The sequence below is a fragment of the Pseudactinotalea sp. Z1732 genome (genome assembly GCF_049724975.1).
Taxonomy (GTDB): domain Bacteria; phylum Actinomycetota; class Actinomycetes; order Actinomycetales; family Beutenbergiaceae; genus CALKWS01.
The window spans coordinates 151052-176238 of sequence record NZ_JBMPQC010000002.1; the positions used below are offsets into that span (position 1 = coordinate 151052).

Genomic DNA, 25187 nt, shown 5'->3' on the forward strand with positions numbered 1-25187 from the left:
GGGGCTGTCTCAGTTCGGCACTTTCGTCTCCGGAAGGCCGAACCGGCCGAAGAGGCGTAGGTCGAAGAACGCGACGACGTGTGAGATCCGGGCCGGGGTCAGGGTGAGGACCTGCAGGTTGAACGCACGGTGGACACCCCGCTCGTCCGGGAGGTAGAGGCCGAAGGCGGGTTGCCCGTTGGCCTTGGTGGGCACGAGCAGGTGATCACCCGACCGGCGGGCGGGGCTCTGCGCAGCGACCATCCGCCCGATCGTGGAGGCGCCGTGGAACCAGGCCGGATAGGGCGGCATCTCCCAGACGGCATCAGCGGCCAGGGTCGCGACGAGTCCGTCGATGTCGTTGGCGTGCATCGCGGTGACGTAGCGGTCGAGAAGTTCGCGCTGGTGTGGGGTGGGTGGCTCGGTGACCTGATCCTCGTCGACCCGATCATGATCGAGTTGGGCACGGGCACGTTGCAACAGACTGTTCACCGCGGCTGGGGTGGTCTCCAGCATGGCCGCAACCTCGGCTGCGCTGAACATGAGCACCTCGCGCAGCACCAGGACGGCGCGCTGGCGCGGGGGAAGGCGCTGCAACGCGGCGATGAACGCCAGCCTGACGCTGTGACGTTGCGTCACTTCGGCGAGGGGATCCTCGGCGGCCGAGGCGCCGAGCATGGTGTCCGGAAGAGGTTCCAGCCACGGAATCTCGGGCCATTGCCCCAGTTGCGCTGTGGGGTCTTGTGCTGGGCCACCCAGGGCGGAGGGCAGGGCGCGACGCCCGCGGTTCTCCAGGGCGCGTAGGCAGGTGTTGGTCGCGATCCGATACAACCAGGTACGGATCGATGAGCGTTCCTCGAAACCGGCGTAGCCGCGCCAGGCGCGCAGGTAGGTCTCCTGGACGGCGTCGTCGGCATCGTGGATGGAGCCCAGCATCCGATAACTGTGGGCGAGCAGTTCGGACCGGTATGGGCGGGTCCGGCGATCGAAGTCATGGCCGAGTTCTTGCGTACTCACGAAGTCCACATCCTTTCCCCGGTGCTCTGCTCCTGCTGCGGCCGAAGCAGGAGCACGGCGAGCAGGGCACCGAGTGCTGCGACGCCAGCCAGCACGGCCAGAGCGAACTGGATCCCCTCGGTCAGCGCAACGACTGGTGCCTCGATGGCGGATGCGCGTGTCGCGTAACCGATGGCGGCCGCCGAGGCCAGTGCCGCACCGATCGTGGTCCCGAGCGCGAAGGAGGTCTCCTCGAGGCCCGCTGCCAGCCCGGCGTCGTGCTCGGCGACGTCGGCCAAGGCGGCAATCTGACCGGCGACGAATGCCGCACCCATACCGGCACCGAATATCACCAAGCCGCCGAGCAGGTCTTCGACGAGGCCGCCCTCGGGCCGCAGACGAGCCAGGAGTACGCACGCGACCGACAACAGGGCCATACCCTCGCCAGCTACTTTCCGGAACCCGGACCGGGTGACCAGGTGCTGCCCGACCAGGACGCCGAGGACCGAGGTGACGGTCATGATCGCCATCGTCAGTCCGAACTGTAGTGCGGAGAAGCCCAGGACCTGCTGGGCGTACAGCGTCACGACGATCAGTAGACCATCGACCGAGACACCGGCGATCACGATCACCAGGTTGCCACCGACCAGGGTGCGTCCGGCGAAGATCCGCATCGGCACCAGCGGCGCCGGGCTGCGTTGCTCCACGACCACGAACAGCACTGCCGCGATGGCGGCGCCGGTACCGAGAACCGCGGCAGGAAGGTCGACCCCGTGCTCGGTGATCCTGAACAGTCCCAGGAGCAGCAGCACCAGCGCACTGGTGGCCACGATCGAGCCAGGCAGATCGAGCCGCTGGTTGTTCCGAGGACTCTCGGGCAGCAGGATCGGGCACAGCACCAACACCATCAGGCACACCGGGACATTGGTGTAGAAGACCCAGGCCCAGCCCACCCAGTCGGTCAGCACACCGCCCAGCAGGAGCCCAGCCGAAGCCCCCGTCCCGCCCAGACCGCCCCAGATGCCCAGGGCCCGATGTCGCTCCCGGCCATTGGGGAAGGCGTTCATCAGGATCGACAACCCCGCCGGGGTCATCACCGCCGCGCCAGCGCCCTGGAGCACCCTGGCGGCGATCAGGAGTTCACTGGTGGCAGCCAGTCCGCATGCCAGGGAGGCCGCCGCGAACACTGCGACCGCGACCATGAACACCATCCGCCGGCCCAGACGGTCGGCCAGCCGCCCTCCCAACAGCAACAGGCCGCCGATAGCGGCTCCATAAGCGGTGATCACCCACTGGACCTCCGCTGGAGTGAACCCGAGGTCGCGTGCGATCGCGGGCAGGGCTGCGTACACGCTCGTGGAATCCAGCACCCCCATGAACATCGCCATACACACAACGGCTAGCACCCACCAGCGCCGTACCGTCTTCACTTCCGTGCGAACCATCGGGCATCCTCCACAGACCATCGGTGTCACAGAGGTAGATACCTGTCCACCGGCAGACTCATCGGTACGCCAGAAATGGCACCTCGATCGCATCCTCGGGTGCGAGCCGGTCGTGCGGGAGGCGCTCGTAGGGTCGGGACTGTGGTCAAGGTCGTGTTCATGTGCGGTCCGGCCGGGTCGGGCAAGTCCACCGTCGCCGGCCGGCTCGAGGCCGAGGGCATGTCCAGACTGTCGTTCGATCAGGAGGCGTGGCGACGGGGCATCCCCTCGATGCCTCTACCACCGGACGTTCACGCCGAGATCGAGAGCGAACTGCGCGACCGGCTCATCCAGCTGGTGACCGACGGCAGCGACGTGGTGCTGGACTACTCGTTCTGGTCGCGCCGCACCCGAGATGAGTACCGCGACCTGCTGCGACCGCTCGGGGTCGAGCCCGAAACCATCTACGTGGCGACTCCGCGCGAGGTCGCCCTGGAGCGGATCCGCGCGCGCAGGCTCGCCCACGGTGACGACTGCACGCTGAGCGACGAGCGGGCCGCGTCGTACTTCGATCACTTCGAGCCACCCACCGACGACGAAGGCCCGCTGACCGTCATCCGGCAGGGCTCCTGGACGATGACGGCCGAGTGCGCTCGGCGCGCTGCAGGTTGCGGATGAGTTCCTCCCGGGACTGTCCATCGAAGGATGCCTGCCACATCGGTGTGCCAGGGGTGCTGCGCCACGACTCGTTCAGGGGGCTGTTATCGACCGTGTCGAACCCGAGGCGATCGTAGAAACCTCTCACGAGTTCGACCGCCTCGGGGTAGTTGCTCGAGACGACAAGGGCGGAGCGATCTGGCGCTCCGGCTGGGCGGGCGAGGCGCACCAGCGCGGGCGCCTCATCGCCCGGTACCCGCACCTGGTCACGCCCGTGAAACTGGATGTGGCTGAGCGCCTTCGCGAGTTTCGCAGCAGGCAGTTGCTCCTGCCGCAGTTCGTGCACGGTCCTGGTGCCGGCATCAACAGCCGAGAAGGTGCCATCCCGCCAGGGCATGTAGTTGTTGTTGTCGAGCACGACCTTCCCGGCCAACTCCTCCGCGGGAAGTGCGTGGCCGGGAACGTAGGGGAAGGCAAGGGCAGCGAAGTCGGCCGCCGCAGCGGCGTCGGCGGCCCATGTGGCACGGGCGCGTGGACCGAGAGAACGCGCTAGATCCGCAATCGTCTGGGGCGAACGCGAGTTGGCGATCAGGACGCTATAGCCTGCTTCGATCGCCGAGCGGGCAAGGGTAGCGCCGGCTTGCCCGGCGCCGAGGATGCCAATGGTGGTCACTTGCGTTCTCCTTACGAAAGGTCCGCACCGGCGTGTTCCGACTCCCGCGCGACCGGGATCGCAGTTGCGCCCGGGTGATCGAGTCCCGCACCGCGGCCCTGGCGAACTGGTCCTGAGCCCTCCTGCGCCAGGTCGGCGCCACGGGTCAGTGTCCGCGCGAGGAAGCCGCGGATCAGTGCGGTGACCTCGTCCAGGGCCGATTCCAGCAGGAAGTGTCCGCCGGGCAGCAACTCGATCTGGGCGTCAGGAAGGTCCCTGGCGAACGCTCTGGCCCCCTCGGGCCGGAAGATCTCATCGCCACGTCCCCATACCGCCAGCAACGGGACCTGGGAGGAACGAAAGTACTCCTGCACCGCCGGATACAGCGGTGGGTTGGTGGCGTAGTCGCGGAACAGGCGCAGTTGGATCAAGTCGTTTCCCGGCCTGGACACCAGGGCGTGATCATGTACCCAGGTCAGCGGATCCACCAGGGTCGGATCGGCCTCACCGTTCAGGTACTGCCACTTGATCGCCTCGAGCGTCTGTGCTTCCCGGGCCGCGGCCTCGGTCTGCTTGTTCTGATCCGTCGTGTACTCCCACAGTCCGGCCCAGAACTCCTCGACGAAACCCTCCTGGTAGGCGTTGCCGCTCTGGCTGACGATCGCCGTGATCGCCGACGGGTTCGCCAACGCGAGCCGCCAACCGATCGGGGCCCCGTAGTCCATGACGTACATGGCGTACTCGGTGATGCCCAGGTCCTCGAGCAGTTTGGCCGTGATGGCGGCCAGCGCGTCGAAGGTGTAGTCGAACTCCTCCACGCTGGGAGCATCGGAGAACCCGAAGCCAAGGTGATCCGGCGCCACCACCCGGTACTCGTCGGCGAGGCGGGGAATGAGGTGGCGGAACATGTGCGAACTCGTCGGGTAGCCGTGCAGCAGCACAACGGGTGGGGCATCGCGGTGGCCGGCCTCGCGGTAGAAGATCCGGTACCCATCGACTTCAGCGAACCGGTGGTGGACAGCGACCATAGTACTAACCCTCTCAATTGCGCTTAGGTGGTTAGGGCACTCAAGCAGTCGAGTGCTAACCTGTCAAACTCGATTAAGGTGGTTAGCATGGAGATCGTGACGCGCGTTGATGAGGACCTGCTGCTGGATTTGCTGAACACCACCCCCGTGGTGGATGGCGTGCGGGTCGACGAGTTCGGGAGCCTCCCGCAGGCGCAGGACTGGGCCGTGGCCCGGGGAGGCGTCGGCACCGCCGCAGAGGCCGAGCAGTTGCGCCGCGTACGCGACGCCATCCAGGCAGTCTCCCGCGGGGATTCACCCGCGCAGGCTCTCCAGGCGGATCTGGGCCAGGTCAGACTCCATCCGCAGTTGTCCGAGAGCGGCCTGAGCTGGCACCTACGCGTCCCTGCCGACCAGGTGCTCGCCGCCCGGGCGATGCTCGCCTGGGCCTCGATCCATGCGCGCAGCCCGGAGCGGCTGCGACCCTGTGCCAACCCCGAGTGCTGCCGGTTCCTGCTGGATCGCAGCAACGCCAACACCGCCCGGTGGTGTTCGATGGCGCTGTGCGGGAACCGCTCCAAGGTCCGGCGCCATTACCGGCGCAACCGCGCCACGGAGGAGTGAGCGTTGCTACCGGGAATTATCGATGACCTGCGCCGTTGCGGCCCACGGCCGGCAGGCCAGCGCGCACCCGATCAGGGCCACCACGCAGAGGGCGAGCAGGATCCGGTAATCCATCACCAGGATGATCCCCGCACCGGCCACCGTGGCCGCGGTCTGAGGCGCATTGAAGACCATATTCATTGCCGCGCTCGCCCGGCCCTGGATGCCCGGAGGGGTGACCCGGATCCGGTAGTTCGACGCCCCGACCACGAACCAGGGGATGCCGAGCCCGGAGGTGGCAAGGGTGAGGCTTATCAGCAGCAGACCGAAGGCGCCATCGGCGGGCACGATCGTGATGATCGCCAGGGAGCCGACCAACCCACCGCTGAGCACGCCCAGCCCCGCGCCGACCAGGCGGCGCTCCCCGATGCGTTTGAGGATCGCGGCGCTCGTGGCCCCACCGATCACCGCGCCCACACCCTGGACGGTGACGACGATGCCCAGCGCCTGGGAGCCCACCCCCAGCCCCTGCTCGAGGATAGGGAAGACCAGCACATTCAGAAATCCCGTGATGCCCACCGCGATCCCGAGCACGATGGTGATCAGGCGCAGGGTGGGGTCGCCCCAGAGCACGCCGAAACCAGCGCCGAGTTGTCGCAACGCCCCGGGAGCATCGGTGGCCTGCGGTGCTGGCGACTCTTTCAGGCGTACCGTGGTCAGCACAGCGGCGGTGACCAGGAAGCAGGTCGCGGTCAGGACCACGACGGCATGCGGGCCGGTCAGGACGAACAGGCCGGTGCCCAGCAGCGGACTGATCAGCCGCAGGCCCTGGTCGATCGTGGTGAACAGTCCGTTCGCGCCGGGCAGTTCGTCATCGCTGAGCATGTCGCGAAGCAGTCCGGACTGGGCAGCCGAGGTCAGGTAGGCGGCCAGACCGTAGCAGAACGTGACCGCGTAAATCAGCCACAAGCCGGAGGCGTCCTGCACCGTGAGCAGACTGGTCACGACCAGGCCGACGCCCACGTTGGTGGCGATCAGCAGCCGGCGCCGCGAGACGCGATCGGCCAGTTGTCCAGCCAGGGGGGCGAGAAGAGCGGGCAACCCGAGTGCTGCGAAGACCAGCCCGGCGGCGCTGTCGGAGCCGGTGAGTTCCCGCACCCAGATGGCCAGGACCAGGAACAGGGCACTGTCCCCGATGTTCGTGCTGACCCAGGCCAGGGTCAGTCGCCGGAAGGACTGGTGGCGCATCGCCAGCGGTAGTCGCTCGCGCAGCGACGGCTTCACCGGGGGGTGCTGACCAGGCGTGGGCGAAGCCGGTTGGATGCCGATCGGGGGATCGGCGACGGCGGTCGGAGCCTCGGTCTCGGCGTCATCCGGGCGTGGGGTACTCATGGATCGGTGTCCTCATCCTCGGGGAACTGTCGGCGGCATTGACGACCTCCGGTGCGCGCCGGGCGTGGGCGGATCCGATGGGGTCAGCCGAATCCGGAGCGGGCCGGGTGGAAGTCGCGTGTGGTGTGGGTGCCCGTGCTGATCAAGGGGCCTGATCGCTGCTGCCGTCGGCGTTGTCGCCGGCGGCTTCGACGTCCTGGGCTCGGGCCAGCAACTCGTCGAGGTCCGGGTTGAGGGTGGCGAAGAACCTACCCTTGGTGGCGCCGGCGGGCCGATTCGCAGGGTCGCGGCGGCCCTCGAACCGGTCCACCAGTTCTTTGATGTCCTCGGCGAGCTCGGCCATCTCCTCGGGGGTGGCCCAGAACGTGGAGGTGTTCACGGTCACCGCCGGCACCCACGTGCGGTCCTTCATATAGGCGGGCGCCTCGCGCAGGAACTTGATCACCCGGGCGGCCTCGCGCTGGACGTAGAGAGCGCCCAGTTCGGTCGACTCTGCGATCCCGGTGGGATCATCCCGATCAGGGCGCATGTCGCGGGACTTGTGAATCGAACGCCACGGCTTCTCCCGGCCCCGGGGTTCGGCCCGCTCGATGAAGCGGCCGCCAGCCAGGATCCGCAGGTGGAAGGAGCAGTTCGCCACGCTCTGATCGAGTTTGGCGGCGATCTCACTTGCGGTGGCCTCGGTGACCTCGTCGAGGATCTCCATGATCTCGATCCGCAACGGGTGGGCCAGCGCCCGCATCACCGCAGGGTCGGTGCTGCGGTACTCGGCCCGGCCGGGTTGGTCCTGGTCCTCGGGGGAGGCGGTCGTTTCGCTCACCTCAGGCACCCCGGGTGTGCAGAGTCGCCTGGGCGCGGAAGCGGTCCTGCCGGCGTTCGGCGATCTCGGCGGCGATCTGGCTGCGTCGAGTGGTGGCGCGGCGGATGGTGCTCAGGTGCGGGGTGGTGCGGCGCATAATCTGCGTCCTCTCTGGTGGCTCATGCACAACAGTACTTGCGAAAGGGACGTTGCGCAAGACGTATTGCGAAAGGTTCATTGTGAGCGTGGGGCGGGGGAGCCGCTCGCGGACTGGGCTCCGCATTGCCGGCGAGTCCGGCAGGTTCGCCGCCGAATCAGACCGGCCGTGCGTGCAGGGAGGCCTGGGCCCGGTGCAGGTCGTGGCGGTGCTGGGCGGCCTCGGCTGCGATCTGGGAGCGCCGAGTGGTGCGGAGGCAGGTGGGGGCGATGCGTCGCATGGTGCTGGTCCTTTCGGTGGGTGTGAACACAACACTACTTGCGAAAGGAGCATTGCGCAAGGGGTATTGCGAAAGAGATGTTGCGCATGCGCTGATGTGAGCGTCCGCGCCGGGCGCAGGCGGCTACGGCGCGCGAAGGAACGCGATCCAGGGACACGGATCGCCCACTGAGGCGCATGCGCGAGCAGCCCTGACCTGCTGTCTCAGGTGTCCGTGCCGGACACCACCCGGTGGGCTCCGGTGTAGACGTTCAGCCGGTCACCGCGGTTGAACGCGACCAGGGTCAGGCCCACCTCCTGCGCCAGTTCCACCGCGAGGGCGGAGGGTGCCGAGACGGCCGAGAGCACCGGGACCCCTGCCATCGCTGCCTTCTGCACCAACTCGAACGAGGCCCGCCCCGAGACCTGCAGCACCGTGGCGCGCAGCGGAAGGTGATCCTCTCGCAACGCCCAGCCCACCACCTTGTCCACCGCGTTGTGGCGACCCACGTCCTCCCGCACGCAGAGCACGGACGGGGCACCGTCATCGTCTGCGGTGAACAGTGCCGCGGCATGGACCCCACCGGTACGCCCGAAGACCTCCTGGCGCTCACGCAGGCGCTGCGGCAGCGCCAGCAGGTCGGCCAGGGTGAACCGGACGTCGTCGTCGGCTACCGGGTACGCCGAGGTCTTGCGGATCGCCTCGATCGAGGCGGTCCCGCACACCCCGCAACTGGAGGTGGTGTAGACGTGCCGCGCCAGGTCGGGCAGCACCACGTCCTGGCTCAGGTGCACACTGACGACGTTGTAGTCACGCTCTCCCTGCGGGGTGAGGCCGTCGTAGGCGATCTGGCGCACCTGGTCCGACCGCCGGATCACGCCCTCGGAGACCAGGAACCCGATCACCAGATCCAGGTCGGAGCCCGGCGTGCGCATCGTCACCGAGAATGCGCTGGCCCCCACCCGGATCTCCAACGGTTCCTCACCGGCGATCTGGTCGGCCCGCTCCCGCCGCCCGCCGTCGGCGTCCAGGCGCAGCACCGGCCATCGTTTTACGATCCGCGCCATCGGCAACTCACCTCCCGCTTCGTCGGGTCCGCGCAGGCGCAGGCGCCTACGATGAACCGCACACCCGAGGATAGGGCGGTGCGGACATGACCGAGGACGAGCTCAAGGTCACAACGCCGCCGGACAGCGCCGTCGGGGCGGCGGGGGTGACCACGGCACTTCGGCACGTGCTGCGCGAGATGGGCCCGGTGCGCGGCGCCGCCGGCCTGTTGAAACTCAACCAGCCCGACGGCGTGGACTGCATGAGTTGTGCGTGGCCGGACCCGGAGGCAGGGGAGCGAAGTCATGCCGAGTTCTGCGAGAACGGCGCCAAGGCCCTGGCCAGTGAGGCCACCCGGAAACGGGTCCGCCCGGAGTTCTTCGCCGAGCACTCCATCGCCGATCTGGCCCGGCGCGACGACTATTGGCTGAACCGCCAGGGCCGCCTGACCACCCCGATGCTCAAGGAGGCCGGGGACACGCACTACCGGCCCACCACGTGGGAGCAGGCGTTCACGCGCATCGCCACCGAACTGCGCTCCCTCGCCCATCCGGACCAGGCGGCGTTCTACACCTCCGGGCGCACCTCCAACGAGGCAGCGTTCCTGTACCAGTTGATGGTGCGCGGATTCGGCACGAACAATCTGCCGGACTGTTCGAACATGTGCCACGAGTCCTCCGGGGAGGCGCTGGGGCGCACGATCGGGATCGGTAAGGGGTCGGTCACGCTGCACGACGTGCACGTGAGCAAATTGATCGTGATCGCCGGCCAGAACGCCGGCACCAACCACCCGCGGATGCTCACCGCCCTGGAGAAGGCCAAGCGGAACGGGGCCACGATCGTGTCGATCAACCCGCTGCGTGAGGCCGGCCTGGGCCGGTACAAGAACCCGCAGAGCGCCCGGGGCCTGCTCGGGCGGGGTACCCAGTTGGCCGATCTGCACCTCCCGGTCCGCCTGGCCGGTGACCTGGCGCTGTTCCAGGGGCTGGGCAAGTTCCTACTCGACGCCCACCGGGCCGGCCGGCGCACCCCGGGCCGGGCCGGGGCGATCGATGAGGAGTTCCTGGCGCAGCACACCCACGGCTTCGAGGACTACGCCGCGGGTCTGGCAGCAACCGACTGGGCGGACATCGAGACCGCCAGCGGCCTGAGCCGGGACCAGATCGAAGAACTGGGCGGGTTGCTGCTGGCCTCCGAGGCCACCGTCTTCGCCTGGGCGATGGGCCTGACCCAGCACCGGCACGCGGTGCCCACCATCACCGAGATCGTCAACGTAGCCCTGCTGCAGGGCAACCTGGGCAAGGCCGGGGCCGGGCTGCTGCCGGTGCGCGGGCATTCCAACGTGCAGGGGGACCGCACGATGGGGATCTACGAGAAGATGCCCCAGCCCTTCCTGGACGCACTCGGCGCCGAGTTCTCCTTCACCCCACCGATCGAGCACGGGGTGGACACCGTGAACGCGGTGCGGGCGATGCGCGACGGGCGGGTCCGATTCTTCATGGCGATGGGTGGAAACTTCGTCAAGTCCGCCCCGGACACCGCCGTCACCGAGGCCGCGCTGGCCTCATGTGCGATGACGGTGCACGTAGCCACCAAGCTCAACCACACCCACCTGGTGCCGGGACGGGCCTCGCTGCTGCTGCCCTGTCTGGCGCGCTCGGACCTGGACGTCCGGGCCGGAGGGCGGCAGCGGGTCAGCGTGGAGGACTCGATGTCGATGGTGCACGCCTCCTCCGGTCACCTGCAGCCGCCGTCGAAGCAGTTGCGCTCGGAGATCGCCATCGTGTGCGGGATCGCCCGGGAGCTGTTCACCGACTCCCGGGGCCGTCCCCTTCCCGGTGCGCCGGAGGCGGACTGGGAGCGCCTGGCGGCTGACTACCGGCTGATCAGGCGCCACATCGAGGCCGTGGTACCCGGGTTCACCGATTTCGAGGCCAGGCTGGACCACCCCGGCGGATTCCGCCTGCCCCACGGTCCCCACGACGTGCGCACCTTCGACACCAAGACCGCCAGGGCAACATTCAGCCGCAACGACCTGTGGTGGCCGCAGGTCCCACCGGGGCGGCTGCTGCTGCAGACGCTGCGCTCCCACGACCAGTTCAACACCACCGTGTACGGGATGGATGATCGCTACCGGGGGATCACCGGAGGGCGACGGGTGGTCATGGTGAACAAGGCCGACCTGACCGAACTCGGACTTGCCGACGGTGACCTGGTGGACCTGGTCTCGGAGTGGCGTGATGGTTCGGAGCGCCGGGCCCCCGGGTTCCGGGTGGTGGTCTATGACACCCCGCGCGGGTGCGCCGCAGCCTACTTCCCCGAGACGAACGTACTGGTGCCGCTGGATGACACCGCGATCGACTCGGGCACCCCGGTCTACAAGTCGGTGGTGGTCCGGCTCGAGCCGACCCGGTGAAATGCGCCCGCACCGGGCGCGGTCAGTGAAGATGAACGACGAGAGTGAGGCAATCCAGCCAGACCGGCCGAACGCTCGGGACAACTCGGGGGACCTGGGCTCCCAGCGGGCGTAAGGTGGTGCGATACCCGGTTGGCTCGGGTCTGTTCGACAGCGACGATGCGACGGTCCAGGAGGAACCAGCGATGACGCAGGTACCCAGCGGCGATTCCCACGATCTGGCGGTACTGCGCCGTTGGGAGAACGCCGGCGGCGATTGGGAGGTCGTGGCTCGCGGAGAGACATCGGTGCGGATCGCGCTGTGCCGATGCGACGGGGGCGAGGAGGTGGAGCGGATCACCTCCACCGATCCAGCGCTCCTGCGCTACATCGTGGAGGCGAGCCACTGACCTCAGCCCGGGGTCGAACTCAGCCCCGGGTGATGGACCCACCCGTGCGGCCACCGGTGTTCCCGGCTGCTCCGGCAGTGGTGGCGTCCTGCCTGGCGCCGGTCGCGCGGCCGGGTTCGGGGAGCATGCGCACGCGGGTCTGTGGAAGCGCCTCGGGGTTGTGCTCCTGGAGCCACTTCACCAGGGATTCCCGGACGTCCAACCGCAGGAACCACACCGCGTCGGGGTCGTCGGCGCTGACGCTCGCGCGCACCTGCACGTAGCCGGCGCTGGCATCGGTGATGACCAGGTTCGCCGAGCGGCCGTTGAAGTGATCGGAGGCGTTCACCACCCGGTGGAACTCCGCGCGCAGGCCTTCGAGGTCGATCCGCCAATCGAGGTCGAAGAACACCGTGCCGGTGATGCGGTCATCGCGCCTGGTCCAGTTCTCGAACGGGGTGGCGGTGAAGTAGGTGGACGGCAGCACCAGACGGCGCTCGTCCCAGATCTTGACCACCACGTAGGTCAAGGTGATCTCCTCGATCGTGCCGTACTCGCCTTCGACGATGACCGTGTCATCGAGTCGGACGGCGTCACTGAAGGCCAGTTGCAGGCCGGCGAAGAGGTTGCCCAGCGTGGACTGTGCCGCCAGCGCTGCCACCACCGAGGCCAGGCCCGCGGAGGCCAGCAGGCCCGCCCCGACCGCACGCACGCCCTCGAAGGTGAGCAGGACTGCTGCCACGGTGAGGACCACCATCAGCACCAGCAGCACCCTGCGGGTCACGTGCATCTGGGTCTGCATCCGCAACGCGTCGCGGGTTCCCATCCGCTTGCCGGCCCGGTGCACGACACCGTCGACGATGAACAGGATGATCGCGGTGACCAGCCAGGCCACGTTGATGATCCACAGCACCTGCAGGACGTGGGCGACCAGGTCCCACCGTTCGGCCCCCTCCCCCCGAGGACGGTTCGCGGCTACCACGGCGTTCGCGGCGATCACCAGCGCCAGCACCAGGAACGGCACTCGGGTGCGCCGCACCAGGTACTTCACCGATGGCCATCGCCCCACCATTCGCAACGCCAGCGCGGGCACGCCGACGCCGACCGCCAGCGCGATGGCCAGGGCAATGCCGGCGGAGGTCAGCAGTTGTATCAGATCGTCAGGCATGCCCCCACTGTGGCTGCTGAACCCGGCCCACGCCAAGTGCCGGTGAGCCGGCTCACCGTTGGGGTGCCGCTCCCGAGTTCCTCCAAGGATCATTGTGTAAACTGTGGCAATGACGTACGTGATCGCACAGCCGTGTGTGGACGTCATGGACCGCTCGTGTGTGGACGAGTGTCCGGTCGACTGCATCTACGAGGGTGGCCGAAGCCTGTACATCCAGCCCGACGAGTGCGTGGACTGTGGGGCTTGTGAACCGGTCTGCCCGGTTGAGGCGATCTACTACGAGGACGATCTGCCGTCCGCGTTCGCCGCCTACTTGGAGGACAACGCCGCCTTCTTCACCGAGACTCTGCCCGGTCAGCCCGAGCCACTGCACTCACCCGGCGGCGCCGCGCGAGTTGGGGCGCTCGACGGCGACACCGCGTTGGTCCGGAGTCTCCCGCAGACCCCGGGGGGTCTGTCATGAAGCCCACCCAGCCGGCCGAGCCCACCCAGCCGGCCGAGCCCGCCCAGCCGGCCGAGCCCGCCCGGGCGGCGATCCAGCGTCCCCGACCCGCCCGCCCCGGCCGGCGCGAGCAGGTGCTCCGGGCGTTGAAGAGTGCCGAGGGACCGCTGAGCATCGCCGGAATCGCCGAGCAACTCAGCGTCCATCCCAACACGGTCCGGTTCCACCTCGAGGCATTGAGCCGAACCGGCCAGGTGGAGCAGGTCGCGGGCAAGCCCACCGGGCCCGGCCGTCCCGCGGCACTGTTCCGCGCGGTGCCGGGCATGGATCCCTCAGGGCCCACCCAGTACCGGATACTGGCGCGCATCCTGGCCCAAGACATCGCGGCCGGGCCGGATCCTCGGTCCCGGGCGATCGAGGCCGGGCGCCGGTGGGGTGCCGCGCACGCGGAGGAACTCGGGGGCCCGGCTGCCTCCGATGAGGAACCTGGCGCGGGCGCTGCCCCCGGCACCGAGCGCCTGATGCACCTGATGGAGGAGATGGATTTCGATCCCGGCCTGCAACCGGGACAGCCCGGTTCGGTAGGCCTTCGGCACTGTCCGTTCCTGGATCTGGTTGCTGAGTTCCCCACCGTGGTCTGTTCTCTGCATCTGGGCCTGATGCAGGGGGCCATGGGGGAGTGGAAGAGTGGCACCGAGGTCACCGAGCTGGTCCCGTTCGCCCAGCCGGATCTGTGCGTGGCGCACCTGCGTCCGTTGGCGCCGGGTCCCTCCCGCGGGTAGGCGCCGATCGGGCTCCTGCCCGGGCGAGGGACTGTGCTAGCAGGCATGATGGAGCCCGAGGAGGATCCATGGACAGTGTTTCGCTGGCCGATCTGGGCACCACGCTGCTGCAGAAGGCCCGCAGCAACAAGGCCGGCCGCGCGGCGCGGACCATCCACGGTGGTCGCGAGCACGTACTGCGCCAGACTCTGATCGCCCTGGCCGCCGGGCGACACCTGGGTGAACACGACACCCCGGAGGAGGCCACCTTGCAGGTCCTGAGCGGACAGGTGCGCCTGCACTGCACCGACCGGCAGGTGTGGGTGGGGCGCACCGGTGAGTACGTGGTGATCCCGCCGGTGCGGCATGACCTGGGCGCGCTGGAGGAAGCGGTGGTGCTGCTGACTTCCACGGTCACCCCGCACCGGGCGACCTCCCAGGACCCTAGTGAGCAGGAAGGTGAATCTTGATGGGCACACGACACCCCGAACCGCGTCATGTCCTGGTGACCGGGTCCTCCGGGCTGATCGGCACCGGGGTACTGGCGGAACTGCGACGGCGGGGGATCGGCTCCACGTCCCTGAATCGACGCGAGCACCCGGATCTGGACACCGACCGAGCGGTGGTCGGCTCGGCGGCGGACCCGGAGGCTGTCGCCGAGGCGATCGAGGGCGCCGACGCGGTGATCCACCTGGCGGCCGCGCCCACTCCGGACGTGGACGAGGACCACGTGGTCTTCTCCGGCAACGTCTCGGGCACCTACGTGACCCTGGAGGCGGCAGCGGCGGCTGGCATCTCCCGGGTCGTGATCGCCTCCAGCATCAACGCCCTGGGGGTGCGGTTCAGCCCACACCCGGTGCAGCCGCCGTATGTTCCGGTGGACCACCTGGCGCCCACCCAGGCAGCCGACCCGTACTCGCTGTCGAAGTGGGTCGATGAGGAGACCGCACGGGCGGCTCACCGGCGTCACGGTCTGGACATCGTGGCACTGCGGTACCCGCTCACCGGGGGGTTCGGCGATCGACTGCCCGACGCCTTTGCCGGGCAGTGGGACGATCCGGCCGAGGGCGCAGCGGACCTGTGGGCCTACCTGACCACCGAGGACGGTGCTCGCGCCGCCGTCGATGCCCTGCAACCCCGCGAACCCGGGGTGCACGTGGCCTATGTGGCGGCACCGACCACGTGCATGCCGCAGGACACCATCGAACTGCTCGACGCGTATCTACCGGACGTGCCGCGCACGCGTGAGTTCACCGGTCGGCAGGTCCCGATGGATCTGGAGCCGGCCCGGCGAGTGTTCGGCTTCAGCGCCCCGGACCTGAGCGTGGCGGAGTTGAAGGAGCGCTGCCGGGCGGGGGAGTAACCGGGCTGCCCGATCACCGACCGGGACCTTCGACACTGGCGCCGCCGTTGCCGCCACGATGCAATGGAAGCATCTGAACTTCTCGAGGACCTTGGGAGAGGGAGGCCATCATGAGTGCTGGCAAACAGATCGTCGTCGGGACCGACGGATCACCCCACGCGGCGAGTGCGGTGACGTGGGCGGCAGGTGAGGCACACAGGCTGGGTATGCCGTTGCGGATCGTGACGGTGTTCGAGCAGTGGGCGGACGTGCGCCCGCACGACGCCGAGGTGCACACCGAGCAGGAGGAGCGCGCCATGGGTGTCCTGGCCGACGCCAAGAAGGCGGCGCAGGCACAGCATCCGGACCTGGAGGTGGAGGCGGTGCTCCGGGTGGGCGATGCGGTCGAGGAACTGACCCATCAGTCCATCGGCGCCCACCTGGTGGTCACCGGCTCGCGGGGCCGGGGCGGTTTCGCCGGTATGGTGCTCGGGTCGACGAGCCGGAGCCTGACCATCGCCTCCGGTGCGCCACTGGTGATCGTGCCCGAGCAGGGTGCGGGTTCGGGTCCGGTCGTCGTGGGAGTCGACGGCTCGGAGCAGTCGGATCGCGCGCTGGCTTTCGCGGCGGCGCAGGCCCACTCCCGGGGGGTCGCGCTCAAGCCGGTGCGGGTGGTGACCGAGCCGCCGTGGTTCGGACCGGTCGAGACCTACGGCTCCTGGTTGGAGGGGATTGTGGTCGAGGCCGAGAACGACCTGGAGAAGCAGGTGGGCCCGATCCGTACCCAGTACCCCGACCTGCAGGTCCATCGCACGGTGATGCGGGGCCATCCGGCCGATGCGCTGCGCGAGGCCGGCAAGGACGCCTCGATGCTGGTGGTGGGCTCGCGGGGACGGTCGACCGCCCGATCGATGCTGCTCGGTTCCATCAGTCACGGGGTGTTGCACCACGCCCCGTGCCCGGTGGCAGTACTTGCCTGAACCAACCCAGCGGCCTTGATTGGTCGGGCCGGCGTACTGTGCCGGAGATCACGAATCTGTAACTCTACGTCGCTAAGGGTGGAATCCGGGGCCGAAACGTGGCTGCATGGGTATGCGCCCTCGGGCGCACCGGGGATTCACCCCCCGGGACGCGAGGCCGCAACCCGGCAATGGCGCCGAGTTGCGGCAACGCCCTGGGGGTCGGTCCGCGATCACGCCGCCTAAACTGCGGCTACTCGCATGGTGCTAGTGCGGCCACGCGGCACGGACCGCGCCCAGCACCACCCCGGATCAGGACTGCTGGCTGCCCTGCTGTTCGGCGACCTTGGCTTTGACCTCATCCATGTCCAGGTCCTTGACGGCGCCGACCAGTTCGGTCAGCGACTTCTCCGGTAGCGCGCCGGCCTGGTTGAACACCAGGATGCCCTCGCGGAAGGCCATCAGGGTGGGGATGGAGGTGATCTGCGCCTGTGCCGCCAGGGCTTGCTCAGCCTCGGTGTCGACCTTGGCGAACGTCACGTCCGGGTTCGCCTCGGACACCTTGTCGTAGATGGGAGCGAACTGTTTGCACGGTCCGCACCAGTCCGCCCAGAAGTCCACGAGCACGATGTCGTTGGATTCGATGGTCTCGCTGAAGTTCTCGGTGGTGATGTCGATGGTGGACAAGAAGTGCTCCTCGATCGGGATAACGGTCGCACGTTCTACAACAGTCGGACATCCCGTGTATTCCCCGGGCGGCGCCGGGCAGGGGTGATCGCCGGATCAGAACAGAGCCGGCTGGGCCGGCTCTGTCCCGGGCGGGGTGCCCGGGACTTGTCCCACCCGCTCGGGTGAGCGCTGCCACCGGTCCGGTGCGCCGTCGTCGTCGCCTGATCGCTGTGGTCTGATGAAGCCGAGCCGACGGCGTAACCGGTCCACCCGGGTGGAGAGCCAGCGCGCGTAGTCGTTGGGTACGTAGGAAGATCCGGAGTACAGGCGCCGGTAGCGGCCCACCAGGCCCGGTCGCTCGGTGGCGAGCCAGCGCATGAACCACTCCCGAGCACCCGGTCTGAGGTGCAACGGACCGGCGCTGATCCATTGCGCCCCCGAGGAGCGCACCGCGGTGAACAGTTCCTCCAGGTGCTCATCGCCGTCGGTCAGCCACGGCAGGATCGGCATGGCCAGCACGTGGCAATCCAGTCCGGCTTCGCGCACCGCCCGGATCAGGCCCAGGCGTGCTTTCGGCGGGGGAGTGCCCGGTTCGACGAGTTGCTGCAGGTGTGGATCGATGAACGCCAGCGAGACCCCGATCTGGGTCTCGGGAGCCGTCGTCGCCAGCAGTGGTAGATCGCGGCGCAGGAGCGGGCCCTTGGTCAGGATCGACATCGGGGTGCCTGACTGCGCCAGCGCTTCGATGATGCCGGGCATCAGTTCATAACGACCCTCGGCGCGCATGTACGGGTCGGAGTTCGTGCCCAGGGCCACGTGTTCGCGCTGCCAGGACGGCCGCGCCAGTTCGGCCCGCAGCACCTGCACGATGTTGGTCTTCACCACGATCTGGGTGTCGAAGTCCCGGCCGGCATCCAGGTCCAGGTACTCGTGGGTCTTGCGAGCGAAGCAGTAGGTGCAGCGGTGCAAGCAGCCCCGCGTGGGGTTGATTGTCCACCCGAACGGCATCTGGGAGTTGCCCGGCACCTTGTTCAGCGCCGACTTGCAGGCGACCTCGTGGAACGTGACACCGTCGAACTCGGGCGTGCGGACGCTGCGGATCAGGCCACGCAGCGGGAGGAGTGCCTGGGGGTCGTCGAGTTGCTGTGCTGACCATCGCATGACTCCAGTCGAACAGAAGTTCGAGGCGATGTCACGTCATGACACTCCGGTGGTGCGGCTCAATGCAGCGCCACCCGGCTCGCAACTGAGGCGATGCCGAGCCAGGTGTGCCGATTGCGCCACCAGCACCAGCCGACCTTCGGCGCGTTCTTGCGTTCCGTCCCGTCGCGCCCGGTGCCACCGGAAATCCACAGGGCGGGGGTGCGGGCGTCGAGGCGACCATGGGGTTTGCGCAACCGGGAGGCGATCGTCATGAAGCAGTAGTTCGGCTCCAGCGCCTCGGGCTGGGCGAGCACCCAGAAGATGCCCTCGGTCAGGGTCAGGGGAGTGCGCGCCTCGGCGGTCAGTCGCTCCAGAGCCTCCGCCGGGCTGGCGTTGCGCAGGTGGTCGCCGCGGTCGGGGTCGGTGAGCAGGTACGGGGTCTCGGGCACCTCGATACCGGTGGGGGTGAAGTCATCCACGTCGGTCATATCCTGTACCACGAAACCGGGTTTGGTGCCGCGACGCATCAGGGCTGCCAGATCCGCGACCGGCGCGCCGGGCAGAACCAGCAGCGGCGGGCCGGCCGCCGCCCCGGGAAGGGCATCGGCAGCAAATCCGCGCACCTGCTCGGCCTCGAGGTGGAGGAGTTCGGGGACCCCCAGCGCGATCAGGTTCTCGGCCTGCTGAATCGTGCTCGGCAGCGGCGGCAGGGCGCGGTCGTTCACAGCCCGGGCGGCGCCGCCATCGTGGCGGGCGGGGACGTCATCGTGGAGGTCGGGGACGGTCTCGGTGTCGGCGTGGCCGGGGGCGGTCCCGGCGGTGCTGTGGGGAACGGACTCAGTGGAGGCGCGGGAAGGCGTCATCGAACCTCACGGGGCATCGGGCCGGACAGCCGCTGGGCGGCCGCCGGAGGCAGAGGCGGATGGCATCGGGGTAACGCCCCCGATCGTGGGAATGTTCCGGTCAGACCGCGCCGGCAGCCAGCGAACGGGAGGCCCATGCCCACGCAGTGCGGTAGCCCAGGCGGTGGTAGGCGCGCCGTGCAACCGGGTTGTCGGAGTACATGCTCAGTGTGCACACGCCGGCATCAGTCAGACCAACCCGGGTCAACGCGGCCGTCACCGCGGCCCCCAGTCCTCGACCGCGATACGCGGTGTGCACCACGATCCCGGCCAGGTAGGGCACGCCGGAGGGCAGGCGCTGCATCGCGCCGGCGGCGATCAGGGCACCTTCCGGGGCCCGGGCGCCGATCCACACCTCGCTGAGGCCGGTACCCGGCTCGCCCTCGGCAGTCGGGGAGTGATCGGTGGAGAGTTGGAGGATCTCGGCCGCGTCGTCCGTGTCGTCCAGGTGCAGCAGGTCTGCCTCGGCGGCCAGCGGTGCGGGTGCGGTCAGGGTCCACATCCACTCCCAGTCCCCGCCGCCATCCACCCGAACCTGTCGCTCGAGCGCCCCGATGTAGGCCTGGGGCACGGAGATGCCCAGCACTCCGAGTTCGCCGACGAGGCCGGAGCGCACCGCCTGGGCGATGGCCGCCTCGACCGCGGCTTCCGGGTCCGGAGCGCCCGGGAGCGGGATCACGGTCAGACTGTGACGGCGCCCGCCCTCGCGCTCCACCGCGAGGGCGAACTCACTACGCCACATCCGTGGCGCCGGATCGGAGGGTAGCGACCAGCGAACCCACGGGTCGCCACCGGAGACCGCCAGTGCGTGGGCGTGGGAGCCGACCGGTTCAAGCACAGCGCTATCGAGCACGCCACCATTCTGCCCCGGGATCACGAGTGGGACTGGGCCGCCCGGGTCTGGGCCAGGTGGTCCAGATACGTCTGGAGCACCGAGTCGTCGGTGAAGAAGCCGTGGCTGTACAACTCCAGCGCGGGGACCATGAACTCGGCGCTCCAGCGCTGTAGCAGTGCCGCGTAATCGGCGTCCGGGCCGGGCTGATCCAGCCGCATCATCAGCAGCAGCGAACCTACTCCGGTGCTGACCAGGAACTTGGCGCGAGCAGCCGGATCCACGCTCTCCCGCACGGTCCCCAGGCGCACCGCCTCGGCGATGTACGCCTGGGCATCGGCGACCATGAGGTCGAACAGGTGGCTGGCGAGTGCGCCGCCGCCGGCGAAGGACTGCATGATGTAGCCCACCAGCCACGCGTAGGAGTCCATCGTCGCGAGCTGGTTGAGCAGGGTGCCGCTCGGGTCCGTGCCGACCGAGTCCTGCTTGGCCTCTGCCACCAGGGCGGCGACGTGCTCATCGCACACGGTGCGCAACTTCTCCTTGGACCCGAAGTGGTGGATCACCAGCGCCGCCGAGACCCCGGCGCGGGCGGCGATCGCACGCACCGAGGCGTCGAAGCCGACGTCGCCGAACACTTCGACCGCCGCGTCGCGCAGCCGTGCCCGGGCGGTCAGGTCGGCGGCGGCGCGCTCGGATCGGGAACCAGTGGACGCCGAGTGCAGGGACGAGGGCGGAACTGAACGCATGTTTACCAGGCTATGTGAGCGTTTAGCCAGGGACAAGGCGAACCGGGACCGTCAGGTGCGCGGAGCCTGCGGGTCGCCGTCACGGTCATGCGCCGTCGGAGCGTGTCCGGGTGGGCTGCCCGGCTGTCCGGGCCGCGCCGGCACGACGGTCCGTGCCTCGTCGGAGGAGCCCACCCGTCCCGATGGCGTCGGCTGCCACCACGGCCGGGTTGGCCCGCAGCCGGAACTTGCCGGTGGCCACGATCAGTGCCAGCAACAGCGCCGGCACGATCCACCCCGACCAGCCCAGGACGCTCGCGTGAACGGTGTCCACGGTCTCGCCGGCCATGGCGAAGATGACGAAGGAACCCGCGGCGGCATTGAAAGCGCCGTGGGCCAGCGCGGCCGGCCAGACCGAGTCGCTGCGCAATCGGAGCCAGCCGAACACCCCACCGATGAGGATGCACATGCCGGTCATCATCAGCAGACCGAGCCACCCCGGTGCGAGCGGGTAGTTGTAGCCGAGCAGAATGATCGGAGCGTGCCACACTCCCCAGATCACACCGGAGACCGCGATCGCTCCGAGCGGGCCGAGCGGCATCAACTTGGGAAGCAGCCAACCCCGCCAGCCGATCTCCTCGCCCAGGGCGGGGATCAGGTTGAGGAAGGCGGCGACGAAGACATTGATCAGTTGCAGGGCCGCCAGCACCTGGATCGGTACCCCCATATCCGGCACGCCCTGCTGCTCGAGAAGTTGCGCGAAGGCGGACAGGTTCGCGAAGTCGGCCGGGTACACGCCGAGCCAAGCGCCGACCGGCAGTGCCACCAGGCACAGCGCCGTCGGCACCACGATGGCGAGGGTGAGGTAGCCGATGAACCGGCCCGGTCTGCCCAACGGCCAGAGGCCCAGGGCGTACAGGATCCGGGTGGGTCGGCTGATCAGCAGCACGACCACCAGTGCGGCCACGGTGGGGGTGAACATCATGGCCGTCGCGAGCAGCCCGAACCGGCGATCTGCCAGACCGTCACCGAGCCACAGCGGCAGAGCCACCGCCCAGGCGAGCGCGATGGACACCACCACGAACAGGGCGATCTGAGCGCTGGGTCGACGCATGGATCTCCTCCGGGCCATCTCCGGGCCACGGCTGTGCCCCGTACGCCCAGCATCGTAGTGCGATGGCCCGGCGCCGACGTGGCGATACCGGCTACCGGCGTCGGCTGCACGGCCGGCTCCCATGGTAGTAAAGTTCGGCATCCCGAACTTTTATGTGAGCCCTCTCATGACACCTCTTCCTCGACGGCGACTCCGTGCCCGCATCGGCGCCGGCAGTGCTGTGGCACTGCTGACGGCGGGGTGCCTGGGCGGGCCGAACGCCGGTAGCGGGCAGGAGGACGACGACCGCCCGGTGGTCCTCACCACCTTCACGATCATCGCGGACATCGCCCAGAACGTGGCCGGGGAGCATCTACAGGTGCGCTCCCTGATACCGGTCGGCGCCGAGGTGCACTCCTATGAGCCCACGCCCGGTGACCTGCGTCAGGCCGCTGATGCCGACCTGATCCTGGACAACGGGTTGGGCCTGGAAGCGTGGTTCGACCAGTTCATCGCCGACGTGCAGGCCCCGCACGTCGTGGTCAGCGAGGGGGTGGAGCCCTTGGAGATCGGCGCCCAGGCCGGCGCCACTGAGGCCGGGAGCAGCGTAGCCGGCTCCCGCCCCAACCCGCACGCCTGGATGTCCCCCCGGCAGACCCAGGTGTACGTCGACAACATGGTGGCGGCCTTCGGCGAACTGGACCCGGACCGCGCGCAGGATTACCTCGCGAACGGCCGGGCGTATGCCGAGGAGCTCGAGGCGGTGCACACCGAACTCGTGGATGATCTCGCGGCGCTGCCACAGGACCAGAAGGCGCTGGTGACCTGCGAGGGCGCCTTCTCCTACCTGGCGCGCGATGCGGGCCTGAGCGAGCACTACCTGTGGCCGGTGAACGCCGAGGGCGAGGCAACGCCCCGCCGCATCGCCGAGACGATCGCGTTCGTGAACGCTCAGCAGGTGCCGGCGGTGTTTTGTGAGTCCACGGTGTCCGACGCCGCGATGCAGCAGGTGGTCGAGGCCACCGACGCCACTTTCGGCGGGGTGCTGTACGTGGACTCCTTGTCCGAGCCGGACGGACCGGTACCGACCTACCTGGACCTGATCCGGCACGACGTGAATCTCATCCGCGCCGGCCTCACCGGTGCGGAAGGGTAGGCGGCTCCTGATGGCGGGCACCGATCGCGACGAAGCCGGCGGCACCGGAGACCCGGTCATCGAGGTGCGCGACGCCTCGGTACGTTACGGACAGGTACGCGCGCTGACGGCGGCTACGCTCAGCGTGGGGCAGGGGAGGATCTGCGCCCTGGTGGGGATGAACGGGTCGGGCAAGTCCACGTTGATGAAGGTGATGCTCGGCCTGGTGCGCACCCACCCGGGTCGGGTGCTGATCAACGGCGCTCCGCCGTCGTCGGCCCGTCGTCGCGGACTGATCGCCTACGTGCCCCAGCGCGAGGACGTCGACTGGTCCTTCCCCACCACGGTGCGTGAGGTGGTGATGACCGGCCGGTACGCCCACCTGGGCCCCACCCGCAGGGCGCGAGCACGCGATCACCGGATCGTCGATGAGGCCCTGGGCCGAGTGGACCTGACCGAACTGGCCGGCCGGCAGATCGGGCGCCTGTCCGGGGGACAACGGAAACGGGCGTTCGTGGCCCGGGCGATCGCGCAGCAGGCCGAGGTGCTGCTGCTCGATGAGCCCTTCGCCGGGGTGGACGACCTCTCCCAGCGCACGGTGAGCGGGCTGCTGCGCAGCCTCGCCGATGACGGCGCCACGATCGTCATCGCCACCCATGACCTGCCGGCCCTGCCCAGTCTGGCCGATGAGGCCGCACTGCTGGCCGGCACCGTGGTGATGCACGACTCGGTGCACCAGGTGATCCGCCCGGAGAACCTGGCCCGGGCCTTCGGGCTGGGGGAGTCGTGACCGAGGCGCTCACGGAGTTGCTCATCGAACCGCTGCGGTACCCGTTCATGGTCAGGGCGATGCTGACCGCCCTGATCGCTGGGGTGGTGTGCGCCATGTTGTCCTGCTGGTTGGTGCTGGTGGGATGGTCGCTGATGGGCGATGCCGTCTCCCACGCGGTGCTGCCGGGCGTGGTGCTGGCCTACATCGCCGGCGCACCCTTCGCCCTGGGTGCCCTGATCTTCGGCTTCACCGCCGTGGCCCTGATCGGGTTCATCCGCGATACCTCCCAGATCAAGGAGGACGCCGCGATCGGGATCGTCTTCACCACCCTGTTCGCCTTCGGTCTGGTGCTCATCTCGGTCACACCGAGCCAGGTGGATCTGCACCACATCGTCTTCGGCAATCTACTGGGAGTCTCGTGGGTGGACCTGGTTCAGATCGCGGGTCTGGGGCTGATGGTGTTCGCGGTGCTGCTGTTCAAGCGCCGGGACCTGACCCTGTACGCCTTCGATGCCACCCACGCCTTCGCCATCGGTTTGAACCCGCGCCTCCTGGGCGCGCTGCTATTGGGGATGATGGCGGTCACCACCGTGGTGGCGCTGCAGGCGGTGGGGGTCATCCTGGTGGTGGCGATGCTGATCATTCCCGGCGCCACCGCCTACCTGCTCACCGACAGGATGGGCGTGATGCTGCTGATCGCCCCGGCCCTGGCGGTGGCGTGCGCGGTGGGTGGGGTCTACGCGAGTTTCCACGCGGACGTAGCCACCGGTGGGGCGATCGTGCTCGCCCAGGGTGGGATGTTCGTGCTGGCCTACCTGTTCGGGCCGCGGCAGGGTCTGCTTCTCGCCCGGGCCCGGCGACGCGTGGCTGCGTAGGCGGGCCGTGCGCCCGCGCCAATGGTCGCCGGTAGGTTACGACCGAGACGTGGCCAGAACGTGACGAGTGAGCCAGGAGTAGCGACGCTGATGACGACGGCACTGCCCATCCCGATCGAGTTCGAGTTGCCCACGGGCTGGTCCGCGGTATCGCCGGAGGATGTCGGTGCCACACCGCTGGCGTACGTCGCCCTGCACGACCGCACGCACGGCCGGTTCCGGGCAAACATCACCATCGCCGGGGCCCTCCGGGCTGATAGCCAGACGAGACCGGCAAGGCCGGCGGGACCGGCCGAGTTGGAGGAGTTGGGCGAGGCGGTCTTCGCCCGCCTCGCCCAGGGAGCCGGCGTCACCATGGTCCAGCGCCGGGCGATCAGTTCCCACGGTGCGCCGGGCCTGGCGCAGGTGGTGCAGGTCTCGACGTCGATCGAGGACGGACCGATCGACCTGACCCAGGGCCAGGCCTACCTGCATCTCACCGATCCACAGGAGCCGGGGAGGCAGATGATGGTCGAGATCGTCCTGACCTGCCTCGCGGAGGACTCCGGGCAACTGGTGCCTCAGTTCGAGGAGTTCGTGGCATCGGTGCGTCCCACCCGGTAGCTCCACG

29 protein-coding genes are annotated in these 25187 nt (G+C 68.8%); 13 read left to right on the forward strand and 16 right to left on the reverse strand.

Annotation, left to right across the window (positions count from 1 at the left end):
* Positions 1-9 precede the first annotated feature (9 nt).
* Together ACPL7H_RS04550 and ACPL7H_RS04555 are read right to left on the reverse strand one after the other, a co-directional pair.
* The gene (locus tag ACPL7H_RS04550; RefSeq protein WP_424795909.1) at positions 10-996 is read right to left on the reverse strand and encodes a sigma-70 family RNA polymerase sigma factor; all 987 of its coding nucleotides are present in this window, start codon (positions 994-996) and stop codon (positions 10-12) included.
* Positions 993-2420 (reverse strand): MFS transporter, encoded by a 1428-nt coding sequence (locus tag ACPL7H_RS04555; protein ID WP_424795910.1) that lies wholly within the window; start codon positions 2418-2420, stop codon positions 993-995. The genes ACPL7H_RS04550 and ACPL7H_RS04555 overlap by 4 nt, the downstream gene beginning before the upstream one ends.
* A gap of 141 nt (positions 2421-2561) precedes the next feature.
* On the opposite strand from ACPL7H_RS04555, the gene ACPL7H_RS04560 reads away from it, so the two are divergent.
* Positions 2562-3077 (forward strand): AAA family ATPase, encoded by a 516-nt coding sequence (locus ACPL7H_RS04560; RefSeq protein WP_424795911.1) that lies wholly within the window; start codon positions 2562-2564, stop codon positions 3075-3077.
* Here the strand turns inward: ACPL7H_RS04560 and ACPL7H_RS04565 are convergent.
* Positions 3013-3729, reverse strand: coding sequence for an NADPH-dependent F420 reductase (locus tag ACPL7H_RS04565; protein ID WP_424795912.1), 717 nt, complete (start codon positions 3727-3729; stop codon positions 3013-3015). The two genes, ACPL7H_RS04560 and ACPL7H_RS04565, sit on opposite strands and share 65 nt — an antisense overlap.
* A gap of 11 nt (positions 3730-3740) precedes the next feature.
* Complete coding sequence (locus ACPL7H_RS04570; protein ID WP_424795913.1) at positions 3741-4736, reverse strand: alpha/beta fold hydrolase; 996 nt, start codon at positions 4734-4736, stop codon at positions 3741-3743.
* 87 nt (positions 4737-4823) lie between these two features.
* On the opposite strand from ACPL7H_RS04570, the gene ACPL7H_RS04575 reads away from it, so the two are divergent.
* The gene (locus ACPL7H_RS04575) at positions 4824-5339 is read left to right on the forward strand and encodes a CGNR zinc finger domain-containing protein (protein ID WP_424795914.1); all 516 of its coding nucleotides are present in this window, start codon (positions 4824-4826) and stop codon (positions 5337-5339) included.
* Positions 5340-5345: 6 nt separating this feature from the next.
* On the opposite strand, the gene ACPL7H_RS04580 is transcribed toward ACPL7H_RS04575, so the two are convergent.
* From ACPL7H_RS04580 to fdhD, 5 genes are all read right to left on the reverse strand, one after another.
* Complete coding sequence (locus ACPL7H_RS04580; RefSeq protein ID WP_424789278.1) at positions 5346-6710, reverse strand: MFS transporter; 1365 nt, start codon at positions 6708-6710, stop codon at positions 5346-5348.
* A gap of 142 nt (positions 6711-6852) precedes the next feature.
* Entirely contained in the window at positions 6853-7530 is a 678-nt protein-coding gene (locus ACPL7H_RS04585; protein ID WP_424795915.1) for an ArsR/SmtB family transcription factor, read from the reverse strand.
* A 1-nt stretch (position 7531) separates the two neighbouring features.
* On the reverse strand, positions 7532-7666 hold the full coding sequence (locus ACPL7H_RS04590; RefSeq protein ID WP_424789276.1) for a hypothetical protein: 135 nt from the start codon (positions 7664-7666) through the stop codon (positions 7532-7534).
* 157 nt (positions 7667-7823) lie between these two features.
* The gene (locus ACPL7H_RS04595) at positions 7824-7946 is read right to left on the reverse strand and encodes a hypothetical protein (protein WP_424795916.1); all 123 of its coding nucleotides are present in this window, start codon (positions 7944-7946) and stop codon (positions 7824-7826) included.
* Positions 7947-8149: 203 nt separating this feature from the next.
* The gene (fdhD, locus tag ACPL7H_RS04600; protein ID WP_424789274.1) at positions 8150-8992 is read right to left on the reverse strand and encodes a formate dehydrogenase accessory sulfurtransferase FdhD; all 843 of its coding nucleotides are present in this window, start codon (positions 8990-8992) and stop codon (positions 8150-8152) included.
* Between the two features lie 86 nt (positions 8993-9078).
* Here fdhD and ACPL7H_RS04605 point away from each other — a divergent pair, with 86 nt between their 5' ends.
* Positions 9079-11388 (forward strand): FdhF/YdeP family oxidoreductase, encoded by a 2310-nt coding sequence (locus ACPL7H_RS04605; RefSeq protein WP_424795917.1) that lies wholly within the window; start codon positions 9079-9081, stop codon positions 11386-11388.
* A 185-nt stretch (positions 11389-11573) separates the two neighbouring features.
* Complete coding sequence (locus ACPL7H_RS04610) at positions 11574-11777, forward strand: hypothetical protein (RefSeq protein ID WP_424786265.1); 204 nt, start codon at positions 11574-11576, stop codon at positions 11775-11777.
* Positions 11778-11796: 19 nt separating this feature from the next.
* On the opposite strand, the gene ACPL7H_RS04615 is transcribed toward ACPL7H_RS04610, so the two are convergent.
* Positions 11797-12924, reverse strand: a complete 1128-nt coding sequence (locus ACPL7H_RS04615) for a mechanosensitive ion channel family protein (RefSeq protein ID WP_424795918.1) — start codon at positions 12922-12924, stop codon at positions 11797-11799.
* A 109-nt stretch (positions 12925-13033) separates the two neighbouring features.
* Here ACPL7H_RS04615 and fdxA point away from each other — a divergent pair, with 109 nt between their 5' ends.
* From fdxA to ACPL7H_RS04640, 5 genes are all read left to right on the forward strand, one after another.
* Positions 13034-13387, forward strand: a complete 354-nt coding sequence (gene fdxA / locus ACPL7H_RS04620) for a ferredoxin (RefSeq protein ID WP_424795919.1) — start codon at positions 13034-13036, stop codon at positions 13385-13387.
* Entirely contained in the window at positions 13384-14148 is a 765-nt protein-coding gene (locus tag ACPL7H_RS04625) for a helix-turn-helix transcriptional regulator (RefSeq protein WP_424795920.1), read from the forward strand. Before fdxA ends, ACPL7H_RS04625 begins: the two co-directional genes overlap by 4 nt.
* Positions 14149-14216: 68 nt before the next feature.
* Complete coding sequence (locus ACPL7H_RS04630) at positions 14217-14597, forward strand: LuxR family transcriptional regulator (protein ID WP_424795921.1); 381 nt, start codon at positions 14217-14219, stop codon at positions 14595-14597.
* Positions 14597-15490, forward strand: a complete 894-nt coding sequence (locus tag ACPL7H_RS04635; protein ID WP_424795922.1) for an NAD-dependent epimerase/dehydratase family protein — start codon at positions 14597-14599, stop codon at positions 15488-15490. Before ACPL7H_RS04630 ends, ACPL7H_RS04635 begins: the two co-directional genes overlap by 1 nt.
* A 110-nt stretch (positions 15491-15600) precedes the next feature.
* Complete coding sequence (locus ACPL7H_RS04640; protein ID WP_424795923.1) at positions 15601-16449, forward strand: universal stress protein; 849 nt, start codon at positions 15601-15603, stop codon at positions 16447-16449.
* 291 nt (positions 16450-16740) lie between these two features.
* On the opposite strand, the gene trxA is transcribed toward ACPL7H_RS04640, so the two are convergent.
* The 6 genes from trxA to ACPL7H_RS04670 form a co-directional block, all read right to left on the reverse strand.
* Positions 16741-17115, reverse strand: a complete 375-nt coding sequence (gene trxA, locus ACPL7H_RS04645) for a thioredoxin (RefSeq protein ID WP_424795924.1) — start codon at positions 17113-17115, stop codon at positions 16741-16743.
* 96 nt (positions 17116-17211) lie between these two features.
* Complete coding sequence (locus ACPL7H_RS04650) at positions 17212-18258, reverse strand: Rv2578c family radical SAM protein (protein WP_424795925.1); 1047 nt, start codon at positions 18256-18258, stop codon at positions 17212-17214.
* Positions 18259-18317: 59 nt separating this feature from the next.
* Positions 18318-19103, reverse strand: a complete 786-nt coding sequence (locus ACPL7H_RS04655; protein WP_424795926.1) for a DUF5701 family protein — start codon at positions 19101-19103, stop codon at positions 18318-18320.
* Between the two features lie 100 nt (positions 19104-19203).
* Complete coding sequence (locus ACPL7H_RS04660) at positions 19204-19995, reverse strand: GNAT family N-acetyltransferase (RefSeq protein ID WP_424795927.1); 792 nt, start codon at positions 19993-19995, stop codon at positions 19204-19206.
* A gap of 20 nt (positions 19996-20015) precedes the next feature.
* Positions 20016-20723, reverse strand: a complete 708-nt coding sequence (locus ACPL7H_RS04665; protein ID WP_424795928.1) for a TetR family transcriptional regulator — start codon at positions 20721-20723, stop codon at positions 20016-20018.
* Positions 20724-20808: 85 nt separating this feature from the next.
* On the reverse strand, positions 20809-21816 hold the full coding sequence (locus ACPL7H_RS04670) for a lysostaphin resistance A-like protein (protein ID WP_424795929.1): 1008 nt from the start codon (positions 21814-21816) through the stop codon (positions 20809-20811).
* 166 nt (positions 21817-21982) lie between these two features.
* Here ACPL7H_RS04670 and ACPL7H_RS04675 point away from each other — a divergent pair, with 166 nt between their 5' ends.
* From ACPL7H_RS04675 to ACPL7H_RS04690, 4 genes are all read left to right on the forward strand, one after another.
* Positions 21983-22951 (forward strand): metal ABC transporter substrate-binding protein, encoded by a 969-nt coding sequence (locus tag ACPL7H_RS04675; RefSeq protein ID WP_424795930.1) that lies wholly within the window; start codon positions 21983-21985, stop codon positions 22949-22951.
* Between the two features lie 10 nt (positions 22952-22961).
* Positions 22962-23720 (forward strand): metal ABC transporter ATP-binding protein, encoded by a 759-nt coding sequence (locus tag ACPL7H_RS04680; RefSeq protein WP_424795931.1) that lies wholly within the window; start codon positions 22962-22964, stop codon positions 23718-23720.
* Positions 23721-23767: 47 nt separating this feature from the next.
* A complete protein-coding gene (locus ACPL7H_RS04685) occupies positions 23768-24577 on the forward strand; it encodes a metal ABC transporter permease (protein WP_424796330.1) in 810 nt (269 codons plus the stop codon).
* Between the two features lie 90 nt (positions 24578-24667).
* Positions 24668-25180 carry a hypothetical protein gene (locus ACPL7H_RS04690; protein WP_424795932.1) on the forward strand — a complete coding sequence of 171 codons (513 nt, stop codon included), beginning with the start codon at positions 24668-24670 and terminating at the stop codon, positions 25178-25180.
* Positions 25181-25187 lie beyond the last annotated feature (7 nt).

What these genes read in the sequence shown, in the direction of transcription:
- ACPL7H_RS04635 (WP_424795922.1), top strand. Translation starts at nt 14,597, where the DNA reads ATGGGCACACGACACCCCGAACCGCGTCATGTCCTGGTGACCGGGTCC.
- fdhD (WP_424789274.1), bottom strand. Translation starts at nt 8,992, where the DNA reads ATGGCGCGGATCGTAAAACGATGGCCGGTGCTGCGCCTGGACGCCGAC.
- ACPL7H_RS04655 (WP_424795926.1), bottom strand. Translation starts at nt 19,103, where the DNA reads ATGACGCCTTCCCGCGCCTCCACTGAGTCCGTTCCCCACAGCACCGCC.
- ACPL7H_RS04590 (WP_424789276.1), bottom strand. Translation starts at nt 7,666, where the DNA reads ATGCGCCGCACCACCCCGCACCTGAGCACCATCCGCCGCGCCACCACT.
- ACPL7H_RS04615 (WP_424795918.1), bottom strand. Translation starts at nt 12,924, where the DNA reads ATGCCTGACGATCTGATACAACTGCTGACCTCCGCCGGCATTGCCCTG.
- ACPL7H_RS04685 (WP_424796330.1), top strand. Translation starts at nt 23,768, where the DNA reads ATGGTCAGGGCGATGCTGACCGCCCTGATCGCTGGGGTGGTGTGCGCC.
- ACPL7H_RS04625 (WP_424795920.1), top strand. Translation starts at nt 13,384, where the DNA reads ATGAAGCCCACCCAGCCGGCCGAGCCCACCCAGCCGGCCGAGCCCGCC.
- ACPL7H_RS04595 (WP_424795916.1), bottom strand. Translation starts at nt 7,946, where the DNA reads ATGCGACGCATCGCCCCCACCTGCCTCCGCACCACTCGGCGCTCCCAG.
- ACPL7H_RS04680 (WP_424795931.1), top strand. Translation starts at nt 22,962, where the DNA reads ATGGCGGGCACCGATCGCGACGAAGCCGGCGGCACCGGAGACCCGGTC.
- ACPL7H_RS04605 (WP_424795917.1), top strand. Translation starts at nt 9,079, where the DNA reads ATGACCGAGGACGAGCTCAAGGTCACAACGCCGCCGGACAGCGCCGTC.
- ACPL7H_RS04675 (WP_424795930.1), top strand. Translation starts at nt 21,983, where the DNA reads ATGACACCTCTTCCTCGACGGCGACTCCGTGCCCGCATCGGCGCCGGC.
- ACPL7H_RS04610 (WP_424786265.1), top strand. Translation starts at nt 11,574, where the DNA reads ATGACGCAGGTACCCAGCGGCGATTCCCACGATCTGGCGGTACTGCGC.
- ACPL7H_RS04630 (WP_424795921.1), top strand. Translation starts at nt 14,217, where the DNA reads ATGGACAGTGTTTCGCTGGCCGATCTGGGCACCACGCTGCTGCAGAAG.
- ACPL7H_RS04575 (WP_424795914.1), top strand. Translation starts at nt 4,824, where the DNA reads ATGGAGATCGTGACGCGCGTTGATGAGGACCTGCTGCTGGATTTGCTG.
- ACPL7H_RS04555 (WP_424795910.1), bottom strand. Translation starts at nt 2,420, where the DNA reads ATGGTTCGCACGGAAGTGAAGACGGTACGGCGCTGGTGGGTGCTAGCC.
- ACPL7H_RS04580 (WP_424789278.1), bottom strand. Translation starts at nt 6,710, where the DNA reads ATGAGTACCCCACGCCCGGATGACGCCGAGACCGAGGCTCCGACCGCC.
- ACPL7H_RS04690 (WP_424795932.1), top strand. Translation starts at nt 24,668, where the DNA reads ATGACGACGGCACTGCCCATCCCGATCGAGTTCGAGTTGCCCACGGGC.
- ACPL7H_RS04640 (WP_424795923.1), top strand. Translation starts at nt 15,601, where the DNA reads ATGAGTGCTGGCAAACAGATCGTCGTCGGGACCGACGGATCACCCCAC.
- ACPL7H_RS04570 (WP_424795913.1), bottom strand. Translation starts at nt 4,736, where the DNA reads ATGGTCGCTGTCCACCACCGGTTCGCTGAAGTCGATGGGTACCGGATC.
- ACPL7H_RS04665 (WP_424795928.1), bottom strand. Translation starts at nt 20,723, where the DNA reads ATGCGTTCAGTTCCGCCCTCGTCCCTGCACTCGGCGTCCACTGGTTCC.
- ACPL7H_RS04670 (WP_424795929.1), bottom strand. Translation starts at nt 21,816, where the DNA reads ATGCGTCGACCCAGCGCTCAGATCGCCCTGTTCGTGGTGGTGTCCATC.
- fdxA (WP_424795919.1), top strand. Translation starts at nt 13,034, where the DNA reads ATGACGTACGTGATCGCACAGCCGTGTGTGGACGTCATGGACCGCTCG.
- ACPL7H_RS04650 (WP_424795925.1), bottom strand. Translation starts at nt 18,258, where the DNA reads ATGCGATGGTCAGCACAGCAACTCGACGACCCCCAGGCACTCCTCCCG.